Genomic DNA, 24932 nt, shown 5'->3' with positions numbered 1-24932 from the left:
GCCGTTCGACTGCCGAAGTTTTAAACAGGCAGAACCTCCTACGGGGTAGTATACTTATGCAACACGTGAAGATTCCGCAGGACCGTATCGGTGTGCTGATCGGCGAAGGAGGTGAGACCATGCGCGAGATCGAGGAGCGCGCAGAGGTCCGGCTGGATATCGATTCCGAGGACGGCACGGTGAAAGTCGAGTCCGTCGGCGACCCCGTGACGGCGCTGAAAGGCCCCGACATCGTGAAGGCCATCGGCCGCGGGTTCGCGCCCGACGACGCGCTGGCGCTGCTTGACGACGACATGATGATGTTCGAACTCATCGACATCGAGGCCGCCTCCCGCAACAAGAACGACTTCCGCCGCCAGAAGGGCCGTCTCATCGGCGAGGGCGGTCGGACGCGGGAACTCATGCAGGAACTCTCCGGCGCGGCCGTGGTCATCTATGGGTCGACGCTTGGCATCATCGGCGGCCCGGAACAGGTCGACGCCGTACGGGAGGCCGCCGAGATGATTCTGGACGGTGCGCCGCATGGCTCCGTCTATTCGTTCCTCGAACGCAAGCACAACGAGATGAAACACAAGGGCCTCGAATACCACCAGTTCACCGGGTAACTCCGGCAATTCGATGTTTGGCTGGCATTGATGCGACACGGCGACAGCACAGACGCAAACGGTCGCTGCTGACTCCCGCCAGGGCCACCACACCGTTTTCCCGGGACACGCTTTAGGGGACAGTATGCCGACTATCGCCGACACGCACATCGTCAACCGCGAGCGCGTCCAGCCGACCCACGCCAACAACTACAACAGCGCCCACGGCGGAATCGTCATGAAGTGGATGGACGAGATCGGGGCGATGTCGGCCATGCGGGCCGCCCGAGAGTCCTGTGTGACCGCCCAGATGTCAAGCGTCGACTTCGAGCGCCCCATCCCCATCGGCGACACTGCCCTCATCGACTCCTATGCCTACGCCACCGGCCGAACCAGCGTCCGGGTCCGCATCGAGGTCGCGCGCGAGGATCCACACACCGGTGAAACCGAGGAGACGACGAGCGCCTACGCCACCTTCGTCGCCGTCGACGACGGGAAACCGACGCCCGTTCCCGACCTGACCGCCGAGAGCGAGGAGTGCAAGCAGTTGCGCGAGACGGCGCTCGCCGAGGAACCGAAGCGGTAGCGGAGGTTGTCCGTGGAGAAAGCCCAGGCCGGATTGGTCTCACGGACTCACTGGCAGCCCCGGAGATGGAACTCCACGATAGAGAACTCAGTCCTGTCGCTGGACGATAGATAAGTGAATGACCAGTCCGAGAATACCCAAGAATCCCAAAGCGAAACCACGGAGTTGCGGATTGGAGAATCCCTGTTTCTCCGAATCGGAATACACGTAGTAGCCGACAGTCGGCCAAAATACAAGCAAGTACAGACCGAATCGAATCAACAGACCGTTGTAAGCGGTTAGGAGACTCATTTTCCTCTCACCTCATCGACACGGGAGACCATATCGAGACTATTGGTCAGGCATTAGAAATGTCTATTGGCGTATTTTTCAACTATTTAGTCGTCGTCAGCGGTGTACGCGCCGCCCCGGCGTTTGATACGTGCCACGACAAGCCGCTGGTCGTCCTGCCGGAAACTCACGGACAGTCGAATCTCTCCGATGCGTATCTTCTTGTATGAACTGTTCTGGAGCGGTTCTCCGTAGTCCGGCGGGTCGCGCCACGGCGAGAGGACGATTTCATCGAGCTTGTCGAGTATCCGGTCTTGGTCGGCGGGGGACAGTCCGTCGAGGTCGCTTTCGGCTGTCGAGGAGAGTTCCCACGTCCACCCCTCATCACTCATCGCTCGTGCCGAACCGCTCGCGGGCCTCCTCGGCACTCGTCGTCCGTCCCTCGCGGATGTCTGCCTCTGCTTCGAGGAGCGCGACAAGTTCGTCGCGGTCAAACGTCGGGAACTCGACGGCGTCCCGAAGCGTGTACCGGATGAACTCACTCCGACTGTTGAATCCGCGTCCCTGCCACGTGTCGTCTATCTGTTCGAGGAACGACTCGGTGACTTTGAAATTCACCGTGGCGATGTCATCTCCGTCGCCGTCACTTGTGTCGGCTTCAGACATACGGACGTAATACGCTGGTCTTACCAATAGTCATTTCGGCGGAACCCCATTCGCCACGTAATCACCGTGGAAAGCCGCATTGAGAGGTGTTATCTTACACTCCAGACGACACTTCGCTCAGTTACCTGCGAGCGCGAATTAGTAAAATACGTGGTGTGGATGCAAGGAATATACGGAGTAAAGTGCTTAGGCTGGAATTTGAACCGGAAAAAGACTCTCACCCGTCGTCTTCCAGGGATTCAAATACCGTGTCCGGCTTTCCACGCGCGACGGACCGTCGTTTTCACTCTGGGTCAGTCGCTTGGAAAAAGCCTAGGCCGGAATTTGAACCGGAGCCAGACGGTCGCCTTCCCGCTGTCGGCGCTGCGACTGGCAGGGATTCAAATTCCGCTACCGGTACACACGCTCCAGGGAAGCGCGGAGATGAAACTCCGCGCAGTTTGTTCGCGTTAGAAGCCTAGGCCGGAATTTGAACCAGAGGAAGACTTCCGCTGGTCGTCTTCCAGGAATTCAAATCCCGGTGACGGTCTCCCGACCACAGCAGTTGCTCGGCGACGGAGTGCCTCGCAGAAGTGTGGTCGGGAAGAGCCTAGGCCGGAATTTGAATCCGGGGTCTCGTCCTTACCAAGGACGCGCTTTACCGCTAAGCTACCCAGGCACGCATCAGTGTGTATCCGGCAATTGTCTAAAGTCGTTTCGATTCAGGGCCGGTGTGTCGGTTAGTATCAGTGGTCGGCAGCGGCCTCGGTCCCGTCGCCGGATGGCTGTTCGGCACCCGCACGGGCCCGAAGCGCGTCGGCGACATCCTCACCGAGCAACTCGGCGTTCGACGGGAGGCCGTCGACGGCCAGTTCGGTCGTGTACTCCCGAAGCGTCGGGGTCGGTCGGATACCGGCGGCGGTGACGCCGGCGACGACGGCGAGTTCCAGAATGTCGGTTTCGAGCGCGGTGTCGGGGCTCTGGTCGTTGGTCGTCTGACGGACCGTCTGATCGTGGCCGAAGGAGCGGACGACGGCGACAGCGGCGTCGGCGGCCTCGGTCCTGGCGAGCAGGTAGAAGCCACGCGAGACGAGGATGTCCGCGATGAGGATGTCCAGGTCGGCCGTGTCGCGGTCGCCGTTGACCCAGGGGTCGTCGCGGGCCAGTTGGCGAGTGAGCGAGAGCCCCTCGTAGATGAGTTGGACGCCGGCGGCCCGGTCGGCGACGCCGTCGGCCAGGTCGACCGGCGGGTCGCTGGTTGCGCCCGCGCTAACGAGCGTCAGGACGCCGGGCGCAAGCGACGCGTCGTCCAGGCGAGCGTCGATCCGCCCGTGGAGCCGGGCAGGCTCGACATCGTCGACTGCCGCCAACGCTGCTCGGCGAACTGCCGCCACTTCCTCCATTATGAGGGTCTAGCGACGGGAAGGGCAAAGACCTTTGGAAACCGCAGAGTCACAGCAGCCATGGTACAGACCACGAGCGGCGATGGTATCCGGACCCTGACGCTCGACCGGCCCGACCAGCGCAACGCCCTCACCAGCGCGGCGCTTCGCGACCTCGAATCGGCCGTCGAGTCAGCGACCGAGCCAGTGCTGTATCTCCACGGTGCTGGCGAGGCGTTCTGTGCCGGCGCGGACTTAGACGAGGTCAGGGCCCTCGATTCGGAGAGCGCCGAGACGTTCGCGGCGCTGGGCCAGCGGGTGGCCAGGGCGCTCGAATCCTACGACGGAGCGGTCGTCGCCGGTATCGACGGGGCGGCGCGGGGCGGCGGCGTCGAGCTGGCATTAGCCTGTGATATTCGGGTGGCGGCGCCCGGCGCGACCTTCGCGGAAACGGGGGTCAAACTCGGCCTGTTCGGCGCGTGGGGCGGGACAGCACGGCTCCCCGACATCGTCGGGGCTGGCGAGGCGCTGGACATCGCGCTGTCGGGCCGGACGCTGGACGCGGAGACGGCCCTGCGGATGGGGTTGATCTCGCGGATTTCCACGGAGCCACGAGCCGTGGCCGAGGAGCTGGCGGGCGTCGACGCGGACGCGCTTCGAGTGCTGAAAGCACGGATGCGGGACGACGCCGACAGGGAAACACAGGAGCGCCGCGAGCAGCAGGCCTTCGCCGACCTCAATGCGGAGACGGAGTAGGGAAGGGTACAAGACGACTGCTCGCATACGGGCCGCCAATGGTCGACTGTGAGTACTGCGGGGAATCGTTCGACGGCGACGACGCCTACCTCGACCACCTCGCCGACGCCCACGACGGCGAACTGGGTGCGATTGACCGTCGGCGCGTCAAGAAACATACCGGGGGCGAGGGCGACGGGACCCTTCCGCTGGGTCCAATCATCATCGGCGTCGTTGTCGTGCTGGCAATCGGGCTGGCGGCGTATGCGACCCAGCTGGGCGGCGGCGGAGGGAGCGTCGAAGCGGACGGGATCGAGGCCTCGACACTGGAAAGTGCCGGGGCCAGTGACCTGCTGGCGGACGTCGAGCAGTTCCCGGACCGGGGGAACGATCACGTCCAGCAGGGAGCGGACATCGACTACGAGCGGGTCCCGCCGCTGTCGGGGACGCACTACGGGTCGACGACTGACGCCGGATTCTACGAGGAGACTCCCGCGCTCGGCTCGCTCGTCCACACGCTCGAACACGGCGCAGTCATCGTCTACTACGACCCCGATGAAATTTCGCCCGAAGCTAGACAGAGCCTTCGGGAGTTCGCCAGCGTTCACACCGGGACCTGGCAGAGCGTGGTCGTCGCGCCGAACCCTAACGACGACCCCCGAGCAACCTACGTCGTGACGGCGTGGCGGCACGAGCTAACGATGGACAGCTACGACGCCGAAACCGTCCACGCGTTCCTCTCGGAGTACCTGGGTCGCGGCCCGGAGAACCCGGTCCGCTGACGACTGTGATGAGATGATAGAATCGCAGTTCAGTACAGCGGGTCCGGCCCCGGCGGCATCGCCCGTTTGTGGGCACTCGTCTCGTACATCTCCCGGACAGTCTCGACGACGTCGAGCGGGACACCGAGCCGGTCGGCTGTCGCGGCTGCCGGAACGCCGCCGTCGATGTGCAGTGCGAGGATGGAGTCGAGCGTGTCGTAGTCCATCCCCATCTCGTCGGCGTCGGTCTGTCCGGCCCACATCTCGGCGCTGGCGGTCTTCTCCGCGAGGTCGTCCGGGACGCCGACGTGTTTCGCGAGCTGTCGCACCTGCTGTTTGTACAGCGCCGCGATAGGGTGGCAGTCGACCGCGCCGTCGCCGTACTTGGTGTAATACCCCACCAGCGCCTCGCTGCGATTCCCGGTGCCCAGTACCAGCGCCCCCTCGTGGTTGCCGACCAGATAGTTCAGTACCGCCCGGCAGCGAACCCGGAGGTTGCCGACTGCGAGCTGGTCGTCCTCGGCGTCCGGATAGGCGTCGAGGAACGCGTCAACCAGCGGATTGATCTCGATCACGTCGTACTCGATACCGAGCAGGTCGTTCGCCACCCGCTCGGCGTCGCTCATGTTGTCCGCACGGTTGACTTCGCTCGGCATCACGAGCCCGTGGACAGCGTCGCGGCCGAGCGCCTCGACGGCCAGATGGGAGACGAGTGTGCTGTCGATGCCGCCCGAGAGCCCCAACACCACTGTATCGACACCGGCGGCGTCGACCTGGGCCTCGATGAACGACGTAATATGGTCGCGGTAGGCGTCCAGTTCAGCCTCGGAGAACGTCAGGTCTATCGGGTCGTTGGCCCGTACGACGGAGTCCGCTGTTGCCATATCTACTGGTTGGCCGGACAGAACTAATACCCATCCATCGGCGCGATATTTTCGGACGACCGTCCAGTCGAAGCGCTACGTTCAAGTGCGGCCGCTGTTCACAGTTCGGTACGGGGTTCGCAGGTCTGACGGACCTGCAGTCTACCGAAGTGCGCCGGTGGTGAGTAAATCCGGAGGGATTTGCGAGCCTCGGCGTGCGAGTAAACGCAGTGAACGATGCGCGCCGGTGTAATGCGGTTCCAACGGAACCGCAATGCTCGGCGCGAGTGCAACGAGCGCCGGTGGTCCAGTGGTAGGACATTGCCTTCCCAAGGCAATAGCCCGGGTTCAATTCCCGGCCGGCGCACTCCTTGCGGTCGTTTGCCGCCCGACGTTCGCGAACGCGGTGGTTCGCGCTCTCCCGGCACATTTTTGCGAGCTATCCGTGACCAGCAACTGCAGTCGAAAATCACCCCGCACAGACGGCATACAGTTCCGGCTCTCCAGATCGTAGCGACAGGGTTCTAGGCACATAGAGAGAACGGTTATGTGAAGTGAATGTGTAGTTAGTTAACGTATGCCACGACCATCTACTCGACCTCACAATCCCCTCCGGGAATGTAAGCAATGCGGCGAACCGGTGATCAAGACAGCGGATGCGGGGTTCGAGTGTGTGGAGTGCGGCTGGCAGCCAGCGGCGGATAGTCTGCTCTCGTAAGCCAGAGCCGGGGATCACCGGTACCGGTGTCCCGGTCGCCGTTAGAGTCCGGTCGTGGGGGTGGACTGAACGCGGCACGACTGCACCGTTGGTACCGGCGGGTAGCGTGAACCCGCGGACCGCGGGATACTTGTCGGGGCCGGGCATACCCAGTGCCAACAGATGGACGCGCCGCTGTGGACGGAGACACACGCCCCGGAGTTGTCGGAGATCCGCCAGCCGAAGGCCCGCGAACACCTCCAGGGGGCCATCGAGGAGCCGATGAACCTCCTGGTTCACGGGCCGAAAGGGAGCGGAAAGACGGCCGCCGTCCGGGCTTTTGCCCGCGAGGTCCACGAGAACCCCGACGCGGACTTCACGGAACTCAACATGGCCGACGTGTTCGACATGACGAAAAAGGAGGTCGCCAACGACCCGCGCTTTTCCTCGTTCATCGACAGCAAGCGCCGCCGCGAGTCCTCGAAGGCCGACCTCATCAACCACGTCCTCAAGGAGTCCGCCAGCTACTCGCCGGTGTCGGGCAGCTACAAGACCATCCTGCTGGACAACGCCGAGGGGATGCGCGAGGACTTCCAGCAGGCGCTCCGGCGGGTGATGGAGCAGTACTACGAGGCGACGCAGTTCGTCATCGCGACGCGCCAGCCCTCGGCCGTTATCCCACCGATCAGCTCGCGGTGTTTCCCGGTCGTGATGCGCGAACCAACCCACGAGGAGACGGTATCGGTGCTCGAGGACATCGTTACCGCGGAGGACGTCGACCACGACGACGACGGCATCGAGTACGTCGCCGGATACGCGGAAGGCGACCTCCGAACGGCGGTGCTGGCCGCCCAGACGACCGCTGAAGCCGAAGGCGAGGTGACGATGGACGCCGCCTTCGAGACGCTCAACGCCGTCGAGGCCGACGATCAGGTCGAGCAGATGATCGAGGCGGCCGAAGACGGTCGCTTTACCGACGCGCGGTCGACGCTCGACGACCTGCTCGTCGACGAAGGGTACGGCGCGTCCGACATCCTCGACGACATGTTGGACGTGGCCCGGTCGCGCTACTCCGGGGACCGGCTGGCCGAGATCCACAAGATGGCCGGCGAGACAGATATGGCGCTCGTCGACGCGGCGAACGAGCGGATCCACCTCTCGCACCTGCTTGCGCAACTGGGCGAGCAGTAAGGACTCGGTCTGTCCTGCTACCGGTATTGCGTCCGAGCCGTGCGTAGACGGTCGCTACACGGCATCACGCTAACGTACCTGAACCAGACTCACCGACAGCGACTCTGGATCGCGGCCGCTCAGCCGCCGAGGCGGCATCAACCGCTTCGAAATCCTTTTACGCGCTTCGGCGGGTAGATACGGACAACGAACCATGGATATCGACATCATCGAAGAAGACGAAAATCCCATGTTGCACCGAACGGACGTCCGGTTCGAGGTCGTCCACGACGAAGCCACCCCCTCCCGTCTCTCTGTCCGCGACTCTCTTGCGGCCACGCTGAACAAGGACGCCGAGGAAGTCGTCATCCACAAGCTCGACACCAAGTTCGGGATGCGGAAGACGGTCGGCTACGCGAAGGTCTACGACAACCCCGAGTACGCCCGCGATGTCGAGCAGGACCACATGCTCGAACGCAACAAGATCGTCGCCGACGGCGAAGAGGAAGCGGAGGAAGCATAGATGCCACACAACGAGTACTACAACGACGACGGCGAACTCGACCGCGAAACCTGCCCCCGGTGTGGTGACACCGTCCTCGCCGAACACGAGGACCGCCAGCACTGCGGCAAGTGCGGCTACACCGAGTGGAAGTAAGGCCACCCGATGCGTATTCTGGGTATCGAAGGTACCGCCTGGGCAGCCAGTGCTTCGGTGTTCGAGACGCCGGACCCAGCGCGGGTAACCGACGACGACCACGTTTTCATCGAGACTGACGCCTACGCGCCCGACAGCGGCGGCATCCACCCGCGCGAGGCCGCCGAGCACATGGGCGAGGCCATCCCAACCGTCGTCGAGACGGCCATCGACCACGCACGCGAGCGGGCGACCGCTGGCGACGCGAGCGAACGCGGAGCCGACAGCGCCCCTATCGACGCCGTCGCCTTCGCCCGCGGCCCGGGGCTGGGCCCCTGTCTCCGCATCGTCGCCACCGCCGCCAGAGCTGTCGCGCAGCGATTCGACGTGCCGCTGGTCGGCGTGAACCACATGGTCGCCCACCTCGAAGTCGGACGGCATCTCTCGGGCTTTGACTCGCCGGTGTGTCTGAATGCCTCCGGTGCGAACGCCCACATCCTCGGCTACCGGAACGGCCGGTACCGCGTACTGGGCGAGACGATGGACACCGGCGTCGGCAACGCCATCGACAAGTTCACCCGCCACATCGGCTGGTCACACCCGGGCGGGCCGAAGGTCGAACAGCACGCCCGCAACGGGGAGTACCACGAACTCCCCTACGTCGTCAAGGGGATGGACTTCTCCTTCTCGGGCATCATGAGCGCCGCCAAGCAGGCCGTTGACGATGGCGTCCCAGTGGACGATGTCTGTCGCGGGATGGAAGAGACCATCTTCGCGATGCTGACGGAAGTTTCCGAGCGTGCGCTGTCGCTGACGGGCGCTGACGAACTGGTGCTTGGCGGCGGCGTCGGCCAGAACGACCGCCTCCAGCGGATGCTCGGCGAGATGTGCGAGCAACGCGGTGCGAAGTTCTACGCCCCCGAAAATCGCTTCCTGCGGGACAACGCCGGGATGATCGCGATGCTGGGGGCGAAGATGTACGCGGCCGGGGACACCATCGCCATCGAGGACTCCCGCATCGACTCGAACTTCCGGCCCGACGAGGTGGCCGTCACCTGGCGCGGACCCGAAGAATCGGTGGACAGCTATCGGGCGGCGGACGACGAAGTCCAGGGCGCGGAGGCGACCGTCCGCTTCGACGGTGACCGCGTCATCAAAGAGCGCGTGCCCCGCAGCTACCGCCACCCGACGCTCGACGAGCGGCTGCGAACCGAACGCACCAGACAGGAGGCACGGCTCACCAGCGAGGCCAGACGGAACGGCGTTCCAACGCCGCTGGTCCGGGACGTAGATCCAGAGGAGTCCCGCATCGTCTTCCAGCGAGTGGGCGACGCGGACCTCCGTGAGGGTTTGTCCGAGTCACGCGTTGCGGACGTGGGTCGCTGGCTCGCTCGCATCCACAACGCTGGCTTCGTCCACGGCGACCCGACGACGCGCAACGTCCGGGTCGGCACCTGGGACGACCAAGCGGACCGGACGTTCCTCATCGACTTCGGCCTCGGCTACTACACGCAGGAGGCAGAAGACCACGCGATGGATCTCCACGTTCTCGCCCAGTCGCTCGCCGGGACCGCGGACGACCCCGAGACGCTGCTGTCGGCCGCCGAAGACGCCTACCGGACCGAGAGCGACCACACCGACGCGGTGTTCGCCAGTCTCGACGATATCGAGGGACGCGGGCGGTATCAGTAATACAAGAAGTATCTGAGGCGCTGAGTCACAGTCGGCCAAGCATACCGCGGTCGAAGACCGCGGTTTCACGCGAATCGCTACGCGATTCGCGTATTTTTCGCCCACGTTTTTCGAGTCGAGCGGGACCTTCGGTCCCGCTGACCATGCGAACGGGCGCATCGCGCCCGTGAGCAGAGAGGGTTCCCGCAGCGGCGCTTCGCGCCGCGAGGAAACCCGACGACGAAAAAGGTGGTGGACAAATGGTTTAACCTCGGCACGAATAGCACCCAGTATGGCAGAGAAACCCCAGTCGGGAACGTTGTTCGGCGTGCCGTACAACTTCGAACGACCGAGCCTCAAGCGGTTGGTGTCAGCGTACTGGAAACCGGGCGACGACATGCTGGTCGAGAAGCCCTTCGGCATCGGCTACACGCTGAACCTGGCGAACTGGCGCTCGTGGGTCGTGCTGGCGGTCGCTGGCGTGATGCTGTATCTCGAACGCGGCGGGAGCAGCGAGGAGTTCGAATCCGAGAGCGAGGACGAGCCGGTCGAAGTCGTCGTCGACTGAGAGATGTTGTGGCGATAGACCGGGAGATGCCCTAGATCGGCACGGTCCGGGAACAATCCACAACAGTCCGTCTGAACGGCGTTTCGACGGCTCTTTTATCGCCGGTCGCCGTGTGCCGGTATGCTCAATTTCGTTACGACCAATCCCGGGAAGGTCCGGGAGGCGACCGAGTATCTCGACGACGAGGTCAGCCAGTTCGACTTCGATTACCCGGAAGTCCAGGCCGACGATCTGAAAACGGTCGCTGCCGAGGGAGCGCGGGCAGCCTACCGAGCGGCTGACGGGCCGGTTATCGTCGACGATGCGGGGCTGTTCATCGACGCCTTCGACGGGTTCCCCGGACCGTACTCCTCCTACGTCGAGGACACTGTCGGCGTAGAGCGCGTCTGGCGCATGACCGAGCCGGAGGACGACCGCAGTGCGGCGTTCAAGACGGTTATCGCCTACTGCGACGGCGAGGGGTTCGAGGCGACGCCTGATCCGGGCGGTATCGACCGCGAGGACCGGCGCGGACAGGACCTGGCGGCCGACAACCGCGGCGCGGCGACGACGGATGAACAGGTCCACGACGGGAGCGCAGAGAAGAGCAGCGAGACGGTCCCGGTAAAACTGTTCGAGGGGCGCGTGCCCGGCGAAATCGTCGCACCACGCGGCGAGGGCGGGTTCGGCTTCGACCCTATTTTCGAACACGACGGAACGACGTTCGCGGAGATGAGCACCGAGCAGAAGAACGCGATCTCCCACCGCGGGCGGGCGTTGGCAAAGTTCGCGGAGTGGTACGGTGAGCGGTAGCGAACCGTCCATCGAGGGATGTAACGCATCCCTCGGAAGTTCCAGCGACGAGGGACCGACGGCGCTGGACCCCGGAGCGACGCCGGTCGCGGAGTGGTACGGTGAGCGGTAGCGACGTGCCGGTCGTCGGGACCGGCGGTACCGTCTTGATAACCGGTGCGTCGGCGGGCATCGGGAAAGCGCTGGCACAGGAGTTCGCCGCACGCGGGCACGACGTGGTACTGGTCGCCCGGAGCGAGGGGAAACTTGAGCGGCTGGCCGAGGACCTCGAAGCGAGCGGGGTTACGGCCACGCCAATCGCGATGGACCTCGACCGCGCGGCGGCCGCCGAAGCCCTGTACGAGGAGGTGCAGGACCGCGGTCTAGACATCGGTGTTCTCGTCAACAACGTCGGCGTGGGGACATACGGCCCGTTCGCCGAAAGCGACCTCGACGCGGAGCGGACGCAGTTGCGGCTGAACGTCATGCTCCCGGTCGAGTTGACCCGGCTGTTCATAGACGAGTTCGACGACGGCGGCGCAGTTATCAACGTGGGTTCAGTCGCCGGGTTCCAGCCAGGGCCGAATCTCGCTGGCTACTACGCAAGCAAGGCGTACATCAACAGTTTCAGCGAGGCACTCGCCGAGGAGTTGCGGGAGACACCCGTAGACGTGACGGTGATCTGTCCCGGCCCAGTCGATACGGAGTTCCAAGAGCGTGCGGGAATGTCGGACTCGGCGGTCGGGTCAGTCAGCACAAATACGCCCGAAGCGGTCGCATCGGCGGCCTACAAAGGGGCCGCTGCCGGCGAGACTGTCGTCATTCCGCGGCGGTCGATGCGGCTTATCGACCGGCTGGTCAGGGTGACGCCGCGCTGGGTCGTCCGGCGCGTCGCAGCGCTGGTCAACCAGGGTAGATAGAGAATCAGTTCCGATACCGCCATCGGCACCGGTATCCATATCGTCGCTTGTCCGACTTTCGCCCACCTGCACTTTTTCAATATCCGAGAATTAGACTGGAACCTTATTAAACGCTGTAAGAAAAGGGTGGATATGCTCACAGACCCGGTCGGACAGTACAAAGCAGTGATACGTGAATCACTTGAGGTCTTCGGCGTCGCCGGCTCCGTCGAGCGGAAAGTGCTCGCAGCCGTCGGTCTGCAGTTTGCCGCTTCGGTCGCGCTGGCAGTTGTCTCCCTGGTTGCCAGCGGGACTGTCCGGTTTGTCGTCACGGGCGTGTTGCTCGCTGGCGCTATTGTCGCGTTCGCCAACACGGTGTTCATCACCCGTGAGGACTTCGTCGAACCCGTCACAGCGATGGCCGCGGGTGCGGACCACATTGCGTCCGGCGAACTCGACGTGGAACTGCCAGAGAGCGAGCGCGACGACGAAGTCGCCGAACTGCTCTCGTCGTTCAGATCGATGCAATCCTATCTGCTGACGGTGTCCCGGCAGGCCGACGCGCTCTCTCGGCAGGAGTTCGACGCCGATGTCCTCGATGAGGACGTGCCCGGGACCTTCGGACAGTCGCTGGAGAAGATGGCCGCCAGCATGGACGATTACACGACCGAACTACAGGAGATGACCAGCGATCTCGAACGGCGGTCCCAGGCGCTCAACGACCTCGTCGTCGCCTTCGGTGATGCCGCCGAACAGGCGAAAGACGGGGACCTGACGGCTACCATCGACGAGGACTTCCAAGCCGACGACGAGCAGTTCGATGCCGTCGTCGAGAACTACAACGATCTCGTGACGACGCTGGGGGAGACGGTCGCAACCGTCGCCACGTTCGCAGAGGACGTCGACGAGACGAGCGATCACGTCACCCGGAGCGTCGAAGAGATCGACAATGCGAGCGACGAGATTTCCCGGTCGATTCAGGAGATCTCGGCCGGAGCCAGCCAGCAAGCGTCGCGCCACGACGACGTCGCCTCGGAGATGAACACGCTGTCTGCCACCGTCGAAGAGATCGCTGCGACCGCCGAAAACGCCGCCGAGACCGCCGAAAAGGCGACACAGCGAGGCCGAGAGGGACGCGCAGACGCCGAGCAGGCCATCGACGAACTCGACGAGATGGAGGCCCGTATCGACGATATCGCCGTTGCGGTCGAAAGCCTCGTCGACCAGATCAGTGAGATCGACGACATCGTCGAGGTCATCACGGACATCGCCGAGCAGACCAACATGCTCGCGCTGAACGCTTCCATCGAGGCGGCCCGCGCGGACGTGAGCGGTGACGGGTTCGCCGTTGTCGCCGACGAGGTGAAGACGCTCGCCGAGGAGACCCGCGACGCCGCGACGGACGTGTCGGACCGCATCGAAGCGGTCCAGCACGAGGCCAGTGAGACCGTCAGCGACGTGGAGGCGACGAACCAGCAGGTGACCGACAGCGCCGCGACCATCGAGTCGGCGCTCCGGGACTTCGAGGACATCGTCGACGTGCTCGGCGAGGTCAACGCCTCGATTCAGGAGATATCGGGCGCCACCGCCGAACAGGCCGAAACCACACAGGAGGTCGTCGATATGGTCGACGAGGTCGCGGCGGTGAGCGAGCAGACCAACGAGGAGTCCGAAGCCGTCGCCGCCGCAGCCGAGGAACAGACCGCGACGATTACCGAAGTGACCAACGAAGTACAGGAAATGGCAACCCAGACCGACGACCTGCGTGAGGTGCTTTCAGCGTTCAACGTTGCCGAGGACGCGGCCGGGCCATCGGGGACAGTCTCCACAACCACCGTAACGACGGCCGACGACTAAGCAGCAACGCTCACCCGCTACGCACGGGGGTCCCGGTCGGGTCCGGGATACTCGCCGTCCTCGACGACAGGGTACAGTGACACCGGGTCGAACAGGCGAGCGAAGGCGTCCGGCGGTCTGACGCTCAGTGACATGTGGCGGTTGAGCGACGCACTGGCCCGGGCGCTCCGCAGGTCGTCCGCGTAGGAGAGCAGGTGCTGTGCGCCACCCCGGTAGGCCGAGGCCAGCGCGGGATGGTCGCCAGCCGGGTGGTCGACGATGTCACAGTCGGATTCGATCCGCGCCCGCCAGTCGGCCGCCAGGTCGTCGTCGGCGAGGTCGGCGATGACGGCAGTAGCATCGTCTAATAGGTGGTCACTCGCGACGAGCGTGACCCACGAGTGTCGACGGATATGATCGATAGCGGCACGGGCATCGCTGTCTGGCCCACACAGCAGGTCGGCGGCGAGGACGTCGGCATCGGCGACGACACGCGCCGGCGACGGCTCACGCATCGCCGTCGTCCTCTGCCCGGTGCTCTTCTAGAGCCGCACAGACAGCGTCAACCGTGGTCTGGTGGTCCGCCGCCCGTTCGAACAAAGTCGCCCAGGTCATAGCAGGAAGCAGTGGCTGAACGGGCAAAAAGCCGTGCCGTCTGTCGTCCGTCGGCCGCCTGTCTGACGGGCATTTATGCTTACCGGTAGCATTCCAACCGGTACGGGCGCGCTTCCACGGCTCCAGTGGATGTCGGTGACACTGCGTGCCATCCTATCCTCCCCAGGCGCGCCCGGACACCGCGATCCTCCCTTTCATATTCTACTCCCCCCGGCTTTCACCGAGGACAGCGAGCGCTATCGACCTGAAAATATACGACAAAGCGGGGTGTGGTCCCGGAATCTCAGGCTGACGCGTCGCCCCGGAGCGTCGCCCGAATATCGTCCAGCCCACCAGGGTCGGCCATGATTGCGACACTGTCTCCCGGTTCGATTTCGGTCTGTGGGAGCGGAATCGTCATCGGTTCGTGGTCCTTCCCGTGTGCGTAGATGTGCGCGTCGCCGGGGAGGTCCACCTCGACGACCCGTTTCCCGACGAACGGTGAGTCGTCGGGAATGCGGATGCTCGCGACCGAGAGCTGTTCGGTCAGGTCGGCGAGGACGTTGAAGTCACCGCCCAGCAGCGCCGTCTTCGCGCCGGCCGCGCCCAGCCGCTCGGGGTAGATGATCTCGTCCACGTCAGCGGCGTACTTCTCGTAGATCTCCTCGCGGTAGTCGGCGTCGATCCGCAGGACGGTCCGACAGCCGAACTCCTTGCCGATCATACAGGCGGTGAAGTTCGTGTTCAGGTCGCCCGTGAGGCCGCCGATAGCGTCCGCACCTTCGATGCCGGCATCGACGAGGACGCTCTCCTCGTTGCCGTCACCCTTGATAGTCTCGAACCCGGTCTCCGTGGCCCGTTCGACCTTCACAGGGTCGTTGTCGACGATAACAACCTCGTGGCCCTCGCTCTGCAGAATCCGTGCGGTCCGGATGCCGACGCGGCCATAGCCAACGATAACGAACTTCATGGACTACGGTACGACGGCCACCATTAAAAATGTGAACGGGTGACAGGGTGAGGCGAGTTAGCCTTCTGTCGTCGCGGCTTCTTCGGTCGCGTTGTCCGTTTCGTCAGTCTCTGTACCTTCGTCAGTCTCCTCGGTTTCGTCTTCGGTCGGCTCTTCGGTTTCGTCTTCGGTCGGCTCTTCGGTTTCGTCTTCGGTCGGCTCTTCGGTTTCGTCTTCGGTTGGCTCTTCAGTTTCGTCTTCGGTTGGCTCTTCAGTTTCGCCTTCGGTCGGTTCCTCAGTTTCGCCTTCGGTCGGTTCCTCAGTTTCGTCTTCAGTCGGCTCTTCAGTCTCCTCCGCTGGTGGTTCTTCGGTTTCGTTCTCAGCCGGCTCCTCAGTCTCGTTCTCAGTCGGCTCTTCAGGCACCTCAGCGGCCGGCTCGATTGTGATCTCGGCGAACGCACCGTCGTCACGCGTGAAGACACTGTGGGTGTACGTATCCGGCTCGACACCGGTCGTGTCGACGGTGAACGTCACGTCAGTGGATTCGTTCGCGTCGAGGGTCACGGACTCGGAGGCCAGCGGCTGGCCACCCAGTCGGAACTCGACGGTCTGGGTCGTATTGAAGTCGTTCGGGTTGGCGACGGTTGCATCGACGGTGATGTTGTCACCGGCGGTGGCGTTGGTCGGTGCGTCGAGGCTCTCCAGGGTGAACGAGTCAGAGACCGTAACGGCGGCGATCTGTCCGTCGTCGCTGGTGAAGACACCGTGGCGGTAGTCACCGGATTCGATACCGGTCGTGTCCGCGGAGAACTGGACGGTCGCGCTCTCGTTGGGCTCAAGTGTGACGAGCGTCCGGTCGACGACAGCGCCGTCGAACCGGAACTCCACGGATTCAGTTACCGTGGCGTTCTCGTTGTTCGTGACCGTCGCGGCCACGTCAGCAGTCGAGTTCGGTGCGACGCTCTGTGGTGCGGTCAGGGAGTCGACGGTGACCCCTGTTGTCGCGGCTTGGTCTGACGGCGATTCCTGTTGCGCTGTCACGCCCGGTACAGCCCCGACCTGTGCGGTGAGGCCGCCGACGACGAGTAGCGCAGCGAAAACGGCGAGTGTGCGAGTACGTATCATGTGTTGATTCTGCAGTGATCGGAAGGCAATGCGGACAACCCAACGGGTGAACAACACATAAAGCGGCGAGACAGTTCAGCAGAACATAATAACCTGCTAAGCCGTCACCTGCTACCGCCGGATCGAGAAAGTGAGACTGAGCGACACTTACCCGATGCTAAATTGTTTTGCCGGTGATTAAGGTCTCAACAGATGGGAAAGCGAGACGCCGGGAAATGCCGGAAATAGGTCGTTATTGTCGCTCAATAGAAATAGTCATGATACCATCTGACACACAAACTGGCGTCGCAGCGACGCAATCAAACCATATAGCGGGTCCCACGCCCGTGGCGACGACCTTTCGACACCGGTTTACCCGTCGACAGTAGAGGATGCGATGGATATGCGCGTGACGTTTCTCGGGACGAGTGGGGCCGTGCCGACGACCCAGCGCAATACGAGCAGCATCTTCGTCAATCGCGACGGCGACTACCTCCTCTTCGACTGCGGGGAGGGGACACAGCGACAGATGATGCGCTACGGCACCGGCTTCGCTATCGACCACCTGTTCGTCACGCATCTTCACGGCGACCACGTGCTCGGGATTCCGGGGCTACTCCAGACGTGGGATTTCAACGAGCGCGAGCGCCCCATCGCTATCCACACGCCGGCGGGGACGCGCGGGAACATCAAACAACTCATCCAGGCCAACGGCGCGACCCCGTCCTATACGGTCCGCATCAACGAGGTGTCGGCCGGCGACGTAGTCCTCGACCGGTCAGAGTACGCGATTCGGGCTATCGAGACTGCCCATCGCTGTGCCAGCGTCGGCTACGTCCTCGACGAGGACGACCGGAAGGGGAAGTTCGACCGGGAGAAAGCCGAAGCGGAGTTCGGCATCCCGCCGGGGCCGAAGTACTCCAAGCTCCACCGCGGTGAGGCCGTCGAACACGAGGGCGAGACCATCCAACCGGAGGCCGTCGTCGGTCCGCCTCGTCCCGGGCGCCGGTTCGTCTACACCGGCGACACGCTGCCGACCGAGAGCGTCATCGAAGCGAGCGAGGGTGCGGACTTGCTCGTCCACGACGCCACCTTCGCGGAGGACCGGAAGGAACGAGCGAAGGCGACGGCCCACTCCACCGCCCGGGAAGCCGGCGACGTGGCGCGACAAGCTGGGGCGTCGACGCTGGCGCTGACGCACATCTCGACGCGCTACGCCGCGAGCGCCGACCAGCTAGTCAACGAAGCCCGCGACGCGTTCGACGGCGAGGTCGTGCTCGCGGAAGACGGGATGGAGCGACGTGTCGAGTTCCCGGACGCGGACGAGTACTGATGAGATAGTGCAGCATTTATTCGTTGAAGCAATAACGGAGCCATGACACACCGATTAGTCCACGTCGGTCTGGGCGGTCAGGGGTCCACCTGGGCGACAGACGCGATTCCACCGAACGTTCACGACGACCGAATCGAAGTCGTCGCCGCGGTCGACACCGACCCGGAACGGCACGAACTGGCCGAACAGGAACTCGGGCTGTCGCCCGAGGAGTGCTACACCGACCTCGAAACCGCGCTCTCGGAGCGCCCGGCGGATATCTGTTCTATCGTGACGCCGCCGTCGACCCACGAGGCCGTCGTGGAGACGGCGCTCGCCCACGACCTGCACATTATCTCGGAGAAACCGATTGCCGATACGCTGGAGGCGTCGGTCCGCGTCGCGGAGAAGGTCGAGGCGGCCGGCAAGAAGATGGGTGTCACGATGAGCCACCGGTTCGACCGGGACAAGACGACGTTCCGGCGCGCCGTCGAGGAGGCCGGCGACATCGACTATCTGACGGCCCGGTACACGGGCAACGTCCGCGAACGCGGGTTCTACGCCGACTACGTCTACGAGATGGAGAACATGCTCCTGCTCGACGGGGCGATCCACCACCTCGACATCCTCGCGTCGCTGGCGGATTCGCCCTGCGAACGGGTGTACGCCGAGACGTGGACGCCCGAGGAGGCCGACTACGACGGCGACTGTACCGGGCTCGTCACGCTACATTTCGCCGACGGAACCCGCGCCCAGTACGAGGGGAGCTACGCCAATGCGACGACGCTGAACGGCTGGGGCCACGAGCAGTTCCGCGCCGAGTGTTCGGACCAGACGGTCCTCCTCGACCGCCGCGACGTCGAGCGGTTCCACGCCGACGCGTACGACGTTGGGAACTTCGAGGGCATCGGCAAGGGCGACGGCGAGGCGGTGCCGCTGGCCGAGCGGCCCCACTGGAAGAACGCCTGGCTCATCGAGCAGTTCTGTGACTGGATCGACGGCGGCGAGCCGATGCCGACGAACGTCGACAGCGTCCTCCAATCGATGGCCATCGTCTTCGCCGCCATCGAGAGCAGCGAAACCGGCGAGGCCGTCGACGTGCAGGCGCTGCTCGATGACGCCCGCGCGAACGCCTGATATTTTTAGGCCGAGTCGCCGCTGAACACATCGCCGCGCGGCTCGTACTCCATTTCTTCACAGACAGCGGCGGCTACGTCTGCGCCCCACTCACGGTCGACGAGATGCACCGCGAGGTCCAGTCCGGACGTGACGCCGCCGCAAGTCAGGACGTCGCCGTCGTCGACGACCCGGGCGTCGACCACGGTCGCGTCGGTCGCCCGCAGATCCTCGATTGCGCCGCCGTGGGTCACCGCGAGACGGCCGTCGAGCAGACCGGCCCGTGAGAGAACCATCCCGCCGGTGCAGACGCCGGCCACGGTCGCACCGCGGTCATGTGCCGCCGCGACGGCATCGGGAAGGTCGCCCCGTTCGGTTTCCGTCCAGACGCCGGCCTCGCTCCGGTCGTTCCACCCGCCGCCGGCCACGACCAGCAGGTCCGGGGTCACGTCGGCGAGGGGGCCGTCCGGCTCGACCCGAAGCCCGTGGCTCGCGGTGACCATTTCGGACTCCCGGACCGAGCGAAGCGTCACGTCCCACGACGCGCCGAAGCGCGCCGCGTTCTGGAACACCTCGTAGGGGCCGATGGCGTCCAGTTCGTCGAACCCGTCGAAACAGGCGATTGCGACAGTGTCCATACCTACGGCATGGCTGACAGCGGCAAATATCCCATTGTCGTGCGTGGGACGGTACCACTCGCCAGTATCCCGGAGCGTTCTTTGACCCCGCCGCCGAGCGAACAGGTATGTCCCATCCGTTTCACATCGTCGACGTGTTCGCACGGGAGCGATACACCGGTAACCAGCTCGCCATCGTGACCGACGCCGGCGACCTGGACGAGGACGAGATGCAAGCTATCGCCGCCGAGATGAACTACTCGGAGACGACGTTCGTCACGGGCGAGCCGAGCGACGGCGCGTGGCCGGTCCGTATCTTCACCCCCGCCGCCGAGGTTCCCTTCGCCGGCCACCCGACGCTCGGGACGGCACAGGTCATCCGGGACCATCTGGCCGAGGGGCAACCGGAGACGGTGACGCTTGACCTGCCTGTCGGTGACGTACCGGTCGACGTGCGAGAGCGCGACGGGCGCGAAACGCTGTGGATGACACAGCGGTCGCCCGAGTTCGGCGAGCAGTTGGCCCACGCGGATCTGGCCGCCGTGCTCGGTCTGCCGGCCGACCGACTGGACCACGATTGGCCGGTCGAGATCGTCTCGACGGGGCTGGCGACAATCGTCGTCCCGGTGGCCGACCGCGACGCACTGGAAGCTATCGACATTGACCGCGACGCCTACGACACCGTGACCGGCGACCGGGAGGCCAAGAACGTGCTGGCGGTCTGCCGGGAGCCGCGGAGCGACGACAACGACCTCGCCGTCCGCGTGTTCGCGCCGTTCTACGACGTGCCGGAGGACCCGGCGACCGGCTCCTCGAACGGCTGCCTGGCCGCGTACCTCGCTCGCCACGAGATGCTCGGGAGCCCTGCCGTCGACGCCCGCGTCGAGCAGGGCTACGAGATGGGACGGCCGTCGCTGTTACACCTCGCAACTGACGGTAGTGGCGAGGACATCAGCGTCCGGGTCGGCGGCAGCGTGGTTCCCGTCGCTCGCGGCGACCTGCTGTGAGCGGCCGCCACAGCGATGCTATCGGCACACTCATTTCACCCCCGACACAACGCCGCGGCATGGACCTCGCACACGCCGCGATCTGCGTTTCGGACCTCGACCGCGCAATGGAGTTCTACGGCGCACTGGGCTTCGAGGAGACCAACCGCTTCACGCTAAATGGCGTCGAAAACGTCTATCTCGGCCGGGACGGCGACGGCGACTTGCAATTGCGCTACGACGCTGACCGAACCACCCCGGTCGCGCCGACCCGCGCCGACGTGGACCACATCGCGTTCACCGTCGACGACGTCGAGGAAACGTTCGAGACGGCCATCGACGCCGGCGCAGCGCCGGTGCTCGAGCCGACGGAAATCGACGCCGCCGACGCCTTCGCCGCCTTCGTCGAGGACCCTGAAGGGTACACGCTGGAGTTCTACCGCTGGCTCTGAACGGTAGGAGCCGAAACGAACGAGCGGCACTCACTCGAACAGGTAGCGAGCGCGACTGCGCCACAGCGCTGCCGTCCGGGTGGCGACACGTCGGGCCGGTTCGGACACGGCAACGAGGAAGCCGCCGAAGCCGACGAGACACGTCACGGCGGCCACGCTGGCAACGGCAATCGGCGAGAGGCCAGCGCTCGTGAGGCCGGCGACCGCGCCCGTCGTGAGTGCAAAGGAGACGCCGAGGCCGACGGAAAGGGATGCCGCTACTCTGGAATCGAGCGGAATCCGCCCGAAGACGGGCCGGGAGTAGTAGAGGACGTACCCGAAGATGACCAGATTCATCACGCCGTACCCGGCGGCCCCGGCGACGGCCCCGAACTCCGCACCGAATATCGCTGGGACTGGTACGCTGAACACCAGTCCGTAGAGTTTCGTACGAAAGCTCACGCTCGGTCTTCCGACGCCCTCCATGGCGTGTGACGTGAGCGTCCAGAAGCCACGGAGGATGTTCACGCCGCCGACGAGCAACACCGTTGTCGAAAAGACGCTCTCGGAGCCGGTGAAGGCGATCCGCGCAATCACGTCGTGTGCGGCCAGCAAGTAGCCGAACACGACGAAGGTGACGCCCGTTCCGCCGGTTATCGCCCCATCGAGGTAGGCGAGTTGCGTATCGCCAGCGGAGGCGTCCCCGCTGACCTTCGTGAGCAGCGGGGAAGAGAGATGCCAGGAAATCGTCGCGCCGAAGTCGGCGAACCGGTCGGCGGCCTCGTAGATACCGACGGCCGCTGGCGTCGCGACGACGCCCAGTACGTACACCGGCATGTTGTACGACAGGCGGTCGAAAATCTGGTCCGGGATGCTCCACTTGGCGAAGTCCCAGGCGCGCTCGACGGCGTGTCGGTCCGGCAGCGTCGGGACCACACCCAGCGCGACGGAGACAGGACCGAGCACCGCCAGCTGGACGCCGGCCACGACGAGCAAGAGGTCGACGGCGGTCGTCAGTGTCGGGGCCAGCGCCAGCAGGACGACGAGTTGGATAGCGCTCTGCGTGCTTGTGAGCCATGTCTCTACGCTCGGGTAGCCGATGGCACCGACCAGGCTCGACACAATCATCGACAGCGCGACCGAAAGCGCGTACAGTCCGATGGGGGCGAGCAATCCCGGCGAAACCACCGTGTTGCGGACGATTGCGCCGGCCAGCGCGGCCACGACCACACCGACGATGAGGAGATATCCGAGGGTAAACAGCGCCGCCAGACCGAGATACGGGCCGACGAATTCCCCCCGTTCGCTGCCGACCTTCTTCAACGCCTGGCTGATGCCCCGAATCGGACGCAGGACCAGCGAGACAGAGAGGGCGATAAAAAAATAGGTCCCGGTCGCCGCAGGCGACGTGACGAGCGCGTAGACGATGCCGCTGAGAACGAACAACGTCGTTGACACCAGCGCTCCGCTGGTCGTCCGAATCGAGGAGTCCAGCAGGTCTATTTCGTCGCCGTCGCGCTGTTCGACCATCGAGCAGTTGTCAGGGCTTGCGGCGGGAAAATGGTGGGGTGGTGTACAGTGGCAGGCGGAACAGCAATGTGCCAGACGCGGCCGCTCTTCGCTCGTAGGTAGTCACGGAAAACGTCCGCTCACGGCTCACTACGTTCACCGTTCACGTTTCCGGAGGTTCTCACTTCGTTCGAACCTCTCCACGCCAGGACTGGGATTTGAACCGATGGCGAGACGGTCGCCTCGCTGGACTCGGCGCTGCGACTCGCGTGCTCAAATCCCAGCCATCGGGCGTTTCGTGACTGCTGGCTCGGTCGTCGCTGTCGCTCCTCACTCGCAGTCAGTCACAGAAGACGCCAGGACTGGGATTTGAACCCAGAATCCCGAAAGGGAACACGCTTTCCAGGCGTGCGCCTTACCGTTCGGCCATCCTGGCACGTGTTTCGAGAGTGCGAGGGCGGGCGATTAAGGGCTTTCGTTTCCGAACAGCCGGGGCTGCAAGCGATAGGAGGTCAGTGTCGCCCCAGCGCCGACGGCTATGGCGACGCCGGCTTTGGCTGGTAGCGACACCGGCGTCCCGGCCAGCAGTTCGTAACCCTGGACGAGAACGAGAAAGGCCAGCCCCCCGACGACACCCCACAGGAGGCTGGCCTTCGTTCGCGGGTCCATCAGCGCCCTCCACTCCGTGCTGTTGTCTCGGCTGGTACGGTGCATGCGGACCGTCGCATACACGAAGCGGTGGCCGCCGCGGCTAAAACCCCGCCGGAATCAACGCGGACTGTGGCGAGCGCCAGCGTCGGAAAGACGACGAGAGACGGCGCGACGCGGACGCCTCGGGTCAAACGAGCACGTCGACCGCGTACCCCTCGTCGGTGAGCGCGTCGATGAGCGCGTCGACGTGATCGGGGCCGCGGGTCTCAAGATCCAGTTCGACCTCGGCCGAACTCATCGCCACGTCGCGGCTGGTCCGGTCGTGCTCAATGGCGTAGATGTTGACCTGCTCGCGCGAGAGGACCTCGACGAGTTCCTCCAGTGCACCGGGCCGGTCCTGGAGGACGGTCCGGATCTTGAGATAGCGGCCGGTCTCGACGAGGCCGCGCATGATGACGTTCGTGAGCATGTTCAGGTCGATGTTCCCGCCACACAGCGCGGGGACAACCGTCTCGTCGTCCTCGAAGTCGAACTTCGCCTCCATGACGGCGGCCAGCGCGACGGCACCAGCGCCTTCGGCAAGCGTTTTCGAGCGCTCCAGCAGCGTCGTCAGGGCGACGGCGATCTCGGAGTCAGACACCGTCACGACCTCGTCGACCCGTTCGCTGATGACCTCGAAGGTCTTCTCGCCGACGGTGCGGGTGGCGATACCGTCGGCGATGGTCTCGACGCTGTCGCGTTCGATGCGGTGGCCCTTTTCGAGGGATTCAGCCACACTTGAGGCCCCCTCGGCCTGAACGCCGACGACGCGGATGCTTTCGTCCTTGCCTTTGAGCGCCGTGGCGATGCCGCTGATGAGCCCGCCGCCGCCGATAGGGACGACGACCGTGTCGACGCCGGGGAGGTCCTCGTAGATCTCCAGTCCGATGGTTCCCTGGCCCGCCATCACTTTCTCGTCGTCGAAGGCGTGGACGTAGGTTCGGTCCTCCTCGCGCTCGATCTCGTGAGCGCGTTCGGCGGCGGCGTCGTAGTCCCGGCCGTGGAGGACCACGTTGCCGCCGTAGCTCCGGGTCGCCTTCACCTTCGAGACCGGCGCCCGTTCGGGCATCACGATCTTCGAGTCGACGCCGATGCGCGTGGCGGCCAGTGCGACCCCCTGTGCGTGGTTGCCGGCGCTCGCTGTGACAACACCGGCCTCCCGTTCACTCTCCGACAGCGACGCAATGCGGTTGGTCGCGCCCCGTATCTTGAACGAGCCCGTGCGCTGGAACAGTTCGAGCTTGAGATGGACGTCCGCGCCTGTCATCGCGGAGAACGTATGTGAATAATCGAGCGGTGTATGCCTGGCCGTTTCAGAGACAGTGTCCTGTGCCGCGAGTACATCTTCAAATGAGAGCATGGGAGTGGCTATTCACCGGATCATGTTATACTGTCGGCTGACTGTGCGGTATCAACGGTTACGACAGTGGCAACTGCTCTGGAGTGTACTGAAACGGAAAGGGGGAGCGTGTGACTGCACGCGGGAGAACGAACGCGATTGACTTAAATCCCGTCGTAGCGCGGTGAAAGTGAAAGTGAAAGACAGCGG

28 protein-coding genes and 3 tRNA genes are annotated in these 24932 nt (G+C 64.4%); 18 read left to right on the top strand and 13 right to left on the bottom strand.

Features of this window, described 5'->3' with window-relative positions; translation table 11 throughout:
• Nucleotides 1-56: 56 nt before the first annotated feature.
• Nucleotides 57-605 (top strand): KH domain-containing protein, encoded by a 549-nt coding sequence (locus ACY9XZ_RS07315; RefSeq protein ID WP_004516100.1) that lies wholly within the window; start codon nt 57-59, stop codon nt 603-605.
• A 124-nt stretch (nt 606-729) separates the two neighbouring features.
• The gene (locus ACY9XZ_RS07310; protein WP_463456389.1) at nt 730-1170 is read left to right on the top strand and encodes an acyl-CoA thioesterase; all 441 of its coding nucleotides are present in this window, start codon (nt 730-732) and stop codon (nt 1168-1170) included.
• Nucleotides 1171-1547: 377 nt separating this feature from the next.
• On the opposite strand, the gene ACY9XZ_RS07305 is transcribed toward ACY9XZ_RS07310, so the two are convergent.
• The 4 genes from ACY9XZ_RS07305 to ACY9XZ_RS07290 all read right to left on the bottom strand — a co-directional run bounded on the left by ACY9XZ_RS07305 (nt 1548) and on the right by ACY9XZ_RS07290 (nt 3488).
• Complete coding sequence (locus ACY9XZ_RS07305) at nt 1548-1832, bottom strand: type II toxin-antitoxin system RelE family toxin (protein ID WP_463456388.1); 285 nt, start codon at nt 1830-1832, stop codon at nt 1548-1550.
• On the bottom strand, nt 1825-2106 hold the full coding sequence (locus ACY9XZ_RS07300) for a ribbon-helix-helix domain-containing protein (RefSeq protein ID WP_463456387.1): 282 nt from the start codon (nt 2104-2106) through the stop codon (nt 1825-1827). Before ACY9XZ_RS07300 ends, ACY9XZ_RS07305 begins: the two co-directional genes overlap by 8 nt.
• 586 nt (nt 2107-2692) lie before the next feature.
• Nucleotides 2693-2764 (bottom strand) — tRNA-Thr (locus ACY9XZ_RS07295).
• Nucleotides 2765-2831: 67 nt separating this feature from the next.
• Nucleotides 2832-3488 carry a DUF7114 family protein gene (locus ACY9XZ_RS07290; RefSeq protein WP_463456386.1) on the bottom strand — a complete coding sequence of 219 codons (657 nt, stop codon included), beginning with the start codon at nt 3486-3488 and terminating at the stop codon, nt 2832-2834.
• 60 nt (nt 3489-3548) lie between these two features.
• Here ACY9XZ_RS07290 and ACY9XZ_RS07285 point away from each other — a divergent pair, with 60 nt between their 5' ends.
• Both ACY9XZ_RS07285 and ACY9XZ_RS07280 read left to right on the top strand, forming a co-directional pair.
• On the top strand, nt 3549-4223 hold the full coding sequence (locus ACY9XZ_RS07285; RefSeq protein ID WP_463456385.1) for an enoyl-CoA hydratase/isomerase family protein: 675 nt from the start codon (nt 3549-3551) through the stop codon (nt 4221-4223).
• Between the two features lie 38 nt (nt 4224-4261).
• Nucleotides 4262-4984 carry a DUF3105 domain-containing protein gene (locus ACY9XZ_RS07280; protein WP_463456384.1) on the top strand — a complete coding sequence of 241 codons (723 nt, stop codon included), beginning with the start codon at nt 4262-4264 and terminating at the stop codon, nt 4982-4984.
• Between the two features lie 29 nt (nt 4985-5013).
• Here ACY9XZ_RS07280 and ACY9XZ_RS07275 read toward each other — a convergent pair whose 3' ends face one another.
• Nucleotides 5014-5847: an NAD+ synthase gene (locus tag ACY9XZ_RS07275; RefSeq protein ID WP_463456383.1), complete on the bottom strand. Its 834-nt coding sequence runs from the start codon at nt 5845-5847 to the stop codon at nt 5014-5016.
• 275 nt (nt 5848-6122) lie between these two features.
• On the opposite strand from ACY9XZ_RS07275, the gene ACY9XZ_RS07270 reads away from it, so the two are divergent.
• From ACY9XZ_RS07270 to ACY9XZ_RS07225, 10 genes are all read left to right on the top strand, one after another.
• Nucleotides 6123-6193, top strand: a tRNA-Gly gene (locus tag ACY9XZ_RS07270).
• 513 nt (nt 6194-6706) lie between these two features.
• Nucleotides 6707-7714, top strand: a complete 1008-nt coding sequence (locus ACY9XZ_RS07265; RefSeq protein ID WP_463456382.1) for an AAA family ATPase — start codon at nt 6707-6709, stop codon at nt 7712-7714.
• A gap of 193 nt (nt 7715-7907) precedes the next feature.
• Nucleotides 7908-8216 (top strand): 30S ribosomal protein S24e, encoded by a 309-nt coding sequence (locus tag ACY9XZ_RS07260; protein WP_004516108.1) that lies wholly within the window; start codon nt 7908-7910, stop codon nt 8214-8216.
• Nucleotides 8217-8351 (top strand): 30S ribosomal protein S27ae, encoded by a 135-nt coding sequence (locus ACY9XZ_RS07255; protein ID WP_004516109.1) that lies wholly within the window; start codon nt 8217-8219, stop codon nt 8349-8351. It abuts the gene before it with no gap.
• Between the two features lie 9 nt (nt 8352-8360).
• Nucleotides 8361-10022: a bifunctional N(6)-L-threonylcarbamoyladenine synthase/serine/threonine protein kinase gene (locus ACY9XZ_RS07250; RefSeq protein WP_463456381.1), complete on the top strand. Its 1662-nt coding sequence runs from the start codon at nt 8361-8363 to the stop codon at nt 10020-10022.
• 271 nt (nt 10023-10293) lie between these two features.
• On the top strand, nt 10294-10569 hold the full coding sequence (locus ACY9XZ_RS07245; protein WP_004590574.1) for a DUF5808 domain-containing protein: 276 nt from the start codon (nt 10294-10296) through the stop codon (nt 10567-10569).
• A gap of 120 nt (nt 10570-10689) precedes the next feature.
• Nucleotides 10690-11361 carry a non-canonical purine NTP pyrophosphatase gene (locus tag ACY9XZ_RS07240; protein WP_463456380.1) on the top strand — a complete coding sequence of 224 codons (672 nt, stop codon included), beginning with the start codon at nt 10690-10692 and terminating at the stop codon, nt 11359-11361.
• Nucleotides 11351-11473 carry a hypothetical protein gene (locus ACY9XZ_RS07235; RefSeq protein ID WP_463456379.1) on the top strand — a complete coding sequence of 41 codons (123 nt, stop codon included), beginning with the start codon at nt 11351-11353 and terminating at the stop codon, nt 11471-11473. The genes ACY9XZ_RS07240 and ACY9XZ_RS07235 overlap by 11 nt, the downstream gene beginning before the upstream one ends.
• The gene (locus ACY9XZ_RS07230) at nt 11463-12260 is read left to right on the top strand and encodes an SDR family NAD(P)-dependent oxidoreductase (RefSeq protein ID WP_463456378.1); all 798 of its coding nucleotides are present in this window, start codon (nt 11463-11465) and stop codon (nt 12258-12260) included. Before ACY9XZ_RS07235 ends, ACY9XZ_RS07230 begins: the two co-directional genes overlap by 11 nt.
• Before the next feature lie 132 nt (nt 12261-12392).
• On the top strand, nt 12393-14096 hold the full coding sequence (locus ACY9XZ_RS07225) for a methyl-accepting chemotaxis protein (RefSeq protein ID WP_463456377.1): 1704 nt from the start codon (nt 12393-12395) through the stop codon (nt 14094-14096).
• 17 nt (nt 14097-14113) lie between these two features.
• Here the strand turns inward: ACY9XZ_RS07225 and ACY9XZ_RS07220 are convergent, their stop codons facing one another.
• The 3 genes from ACY9XZ_RS07220 to ACY9XZ_RS07210 form a co-directional block, all read right to left on the bottom strand.
• Nucleotides 14114-14590 (bottom strand): DUF7384 family protein, encoded by a 477-nt coding sequence (locus ACY9XZ_RS07220; RefSeq protein WP_463456376.1) that lies wholly within the window; start codon nt 14588-14590, stop codon nt 14114-14116.
• 383 nt (nt 14591-14973) lie between these two features.
• Nucleotides 14974-15639, bottom strand: coding sequence for a potassium channel family protein (locus ACY9XZ_RS07215; RefSeq protein WP_463456375.1), 666 nt, complete (start codon nt 15637-15639; stop codon nt 14974-14976).
• Nucleotides 15640-15696: 57 nt separating this feature from the next.
• Complete coding sequence (locus ACY9XZ_RS07210) at nt 15697-16743, bottom strand: hypothetical protein (RefSeq protein WP_463456374.1); 1047 nt, start codon at nt 16741-16743, stop codon at nt 15697-15699.
• Between the two features lie 376 nt (nt 16744-17119).
• Between ACY9XZ_RS07210 and rnz the strand changes: the two genes are divergently transcribed.
• Entirely contained in the window at nt 17120-18055 is a 936-nt protein-coding gene (rnz, locus tag ACY9XZ_RS07205; protein ID WP_463456373.1) for a ribonuclease Z, read from the top strand.
• Between the two features lie 42 nt (nt 18056-18097).
• Nucleotides 18098-19171: a Gfo/Idh/MocA family protein gene (locus ACY9XZ_RS07200; RefSeq protein WP_463456372.1), complete on the top strand. Its 1074-nt coding sequence runs from the start codon at nt 18098-18100 to the stop codon at nt 19169-19171.
• Between the two features lie 5 nt (nt 19172-19176).
• Here the strand turns inward: ACY9XZ_RS07200 and ACY9XZ_RS07195 are convergent, their stop codons facing one another.
• Nucleotides 19177-19788, bottom strand: a complete 612-nt coding sequence (locus tag ACY9XZ_RS07195; protein ID WP_463456371.1) for a DJ-1/PfpI family protein — start codon at nt 19786-19788, stop codon at nt 19177-19179.
• 107 nt (nt 19789-19895) lie between these two features.
• Between ACY9XZ_RS07195 and ACY9XZ_RS07190 the strand changes: the two genes are divergently transcribed.
• Nucleotides 19896-20774, top strand: coding sequence for a PhzF family phenazine biosynthesis protein (locus ACY9XZ_RS07190; RefSeq protein WP_463456370.1), 879 nt, complete (start codon nt 19896-19898; stop codon nt 20772-20774).
• A gap of 59 nt (nt 20775-20833) precedes the next feature.
• Nucleotides 20834-21205: a VOC family protein gene (locus ACY9XZ_RS07185; RefSeq protein ID WP_463456369.1), complete on the top strand. Its 372-nt coding sequence runs from the start codon at nt 20834-20836 to the stop codon at nt 21203-21205.
• A gap of 30 nt (nt 21206-21235) precedes the next feature.
• Here ACY9XZ_RS07185 and ACY9XZ_RS07180 read toward each other — a convergent pair whose 3' ends face one another.
• The 4 genes from ACY9XZ_RS07180 to ilvA form a co-directional block, all read right to left on the bottom strand.
• Entirely contained in the window at nt 21236-22714 is a 1479-nt protein-coding gene (locus tag ACY9XZ_RS07180) for a lipopolysaccharide biosynthesis protein (protein WP_463456368.1), read from the bottom strand.
• A 333-nt stretch (nt 22715-23047) separates the two neighbouring features.
• A tRNA-Ser gene (locus ACY9XZ_RS07175) sits at nt 23048-23129 on the bottom strand.
• Between the two features lie 29 nt (nt 23130-23158).
• A complete protein-coding gene (locus tag ACY9XZ_RS07170; protein ID WP_463456367.1) occupies nt 23159-23362 on the bottom strand; it encodes a hypothetical protein in 204 nt (67 codons plus the stop codon).
• A gap of 169 nt (nt 23363-23531) precedes the next feature.
• A complete protein-coding gene (gene ilvA / locus ACY9XZ_RS07165; RefSeq protein ID WP_463456366.1) occupies nt 23532-24743 on the bottom strand; it encodes a threonine ammonia-lyase in 1212 nt (403 codons plus the stop codon).
• Nucleotides 24744-24932 lie beyond the last annotated feature (189 nt).

Source organism: Haloarcula sp. HT12, from assembly GCF_055271655.1.
This window is presented reverse-complemented; position numbering and strand designations above follow the sequence as displayed.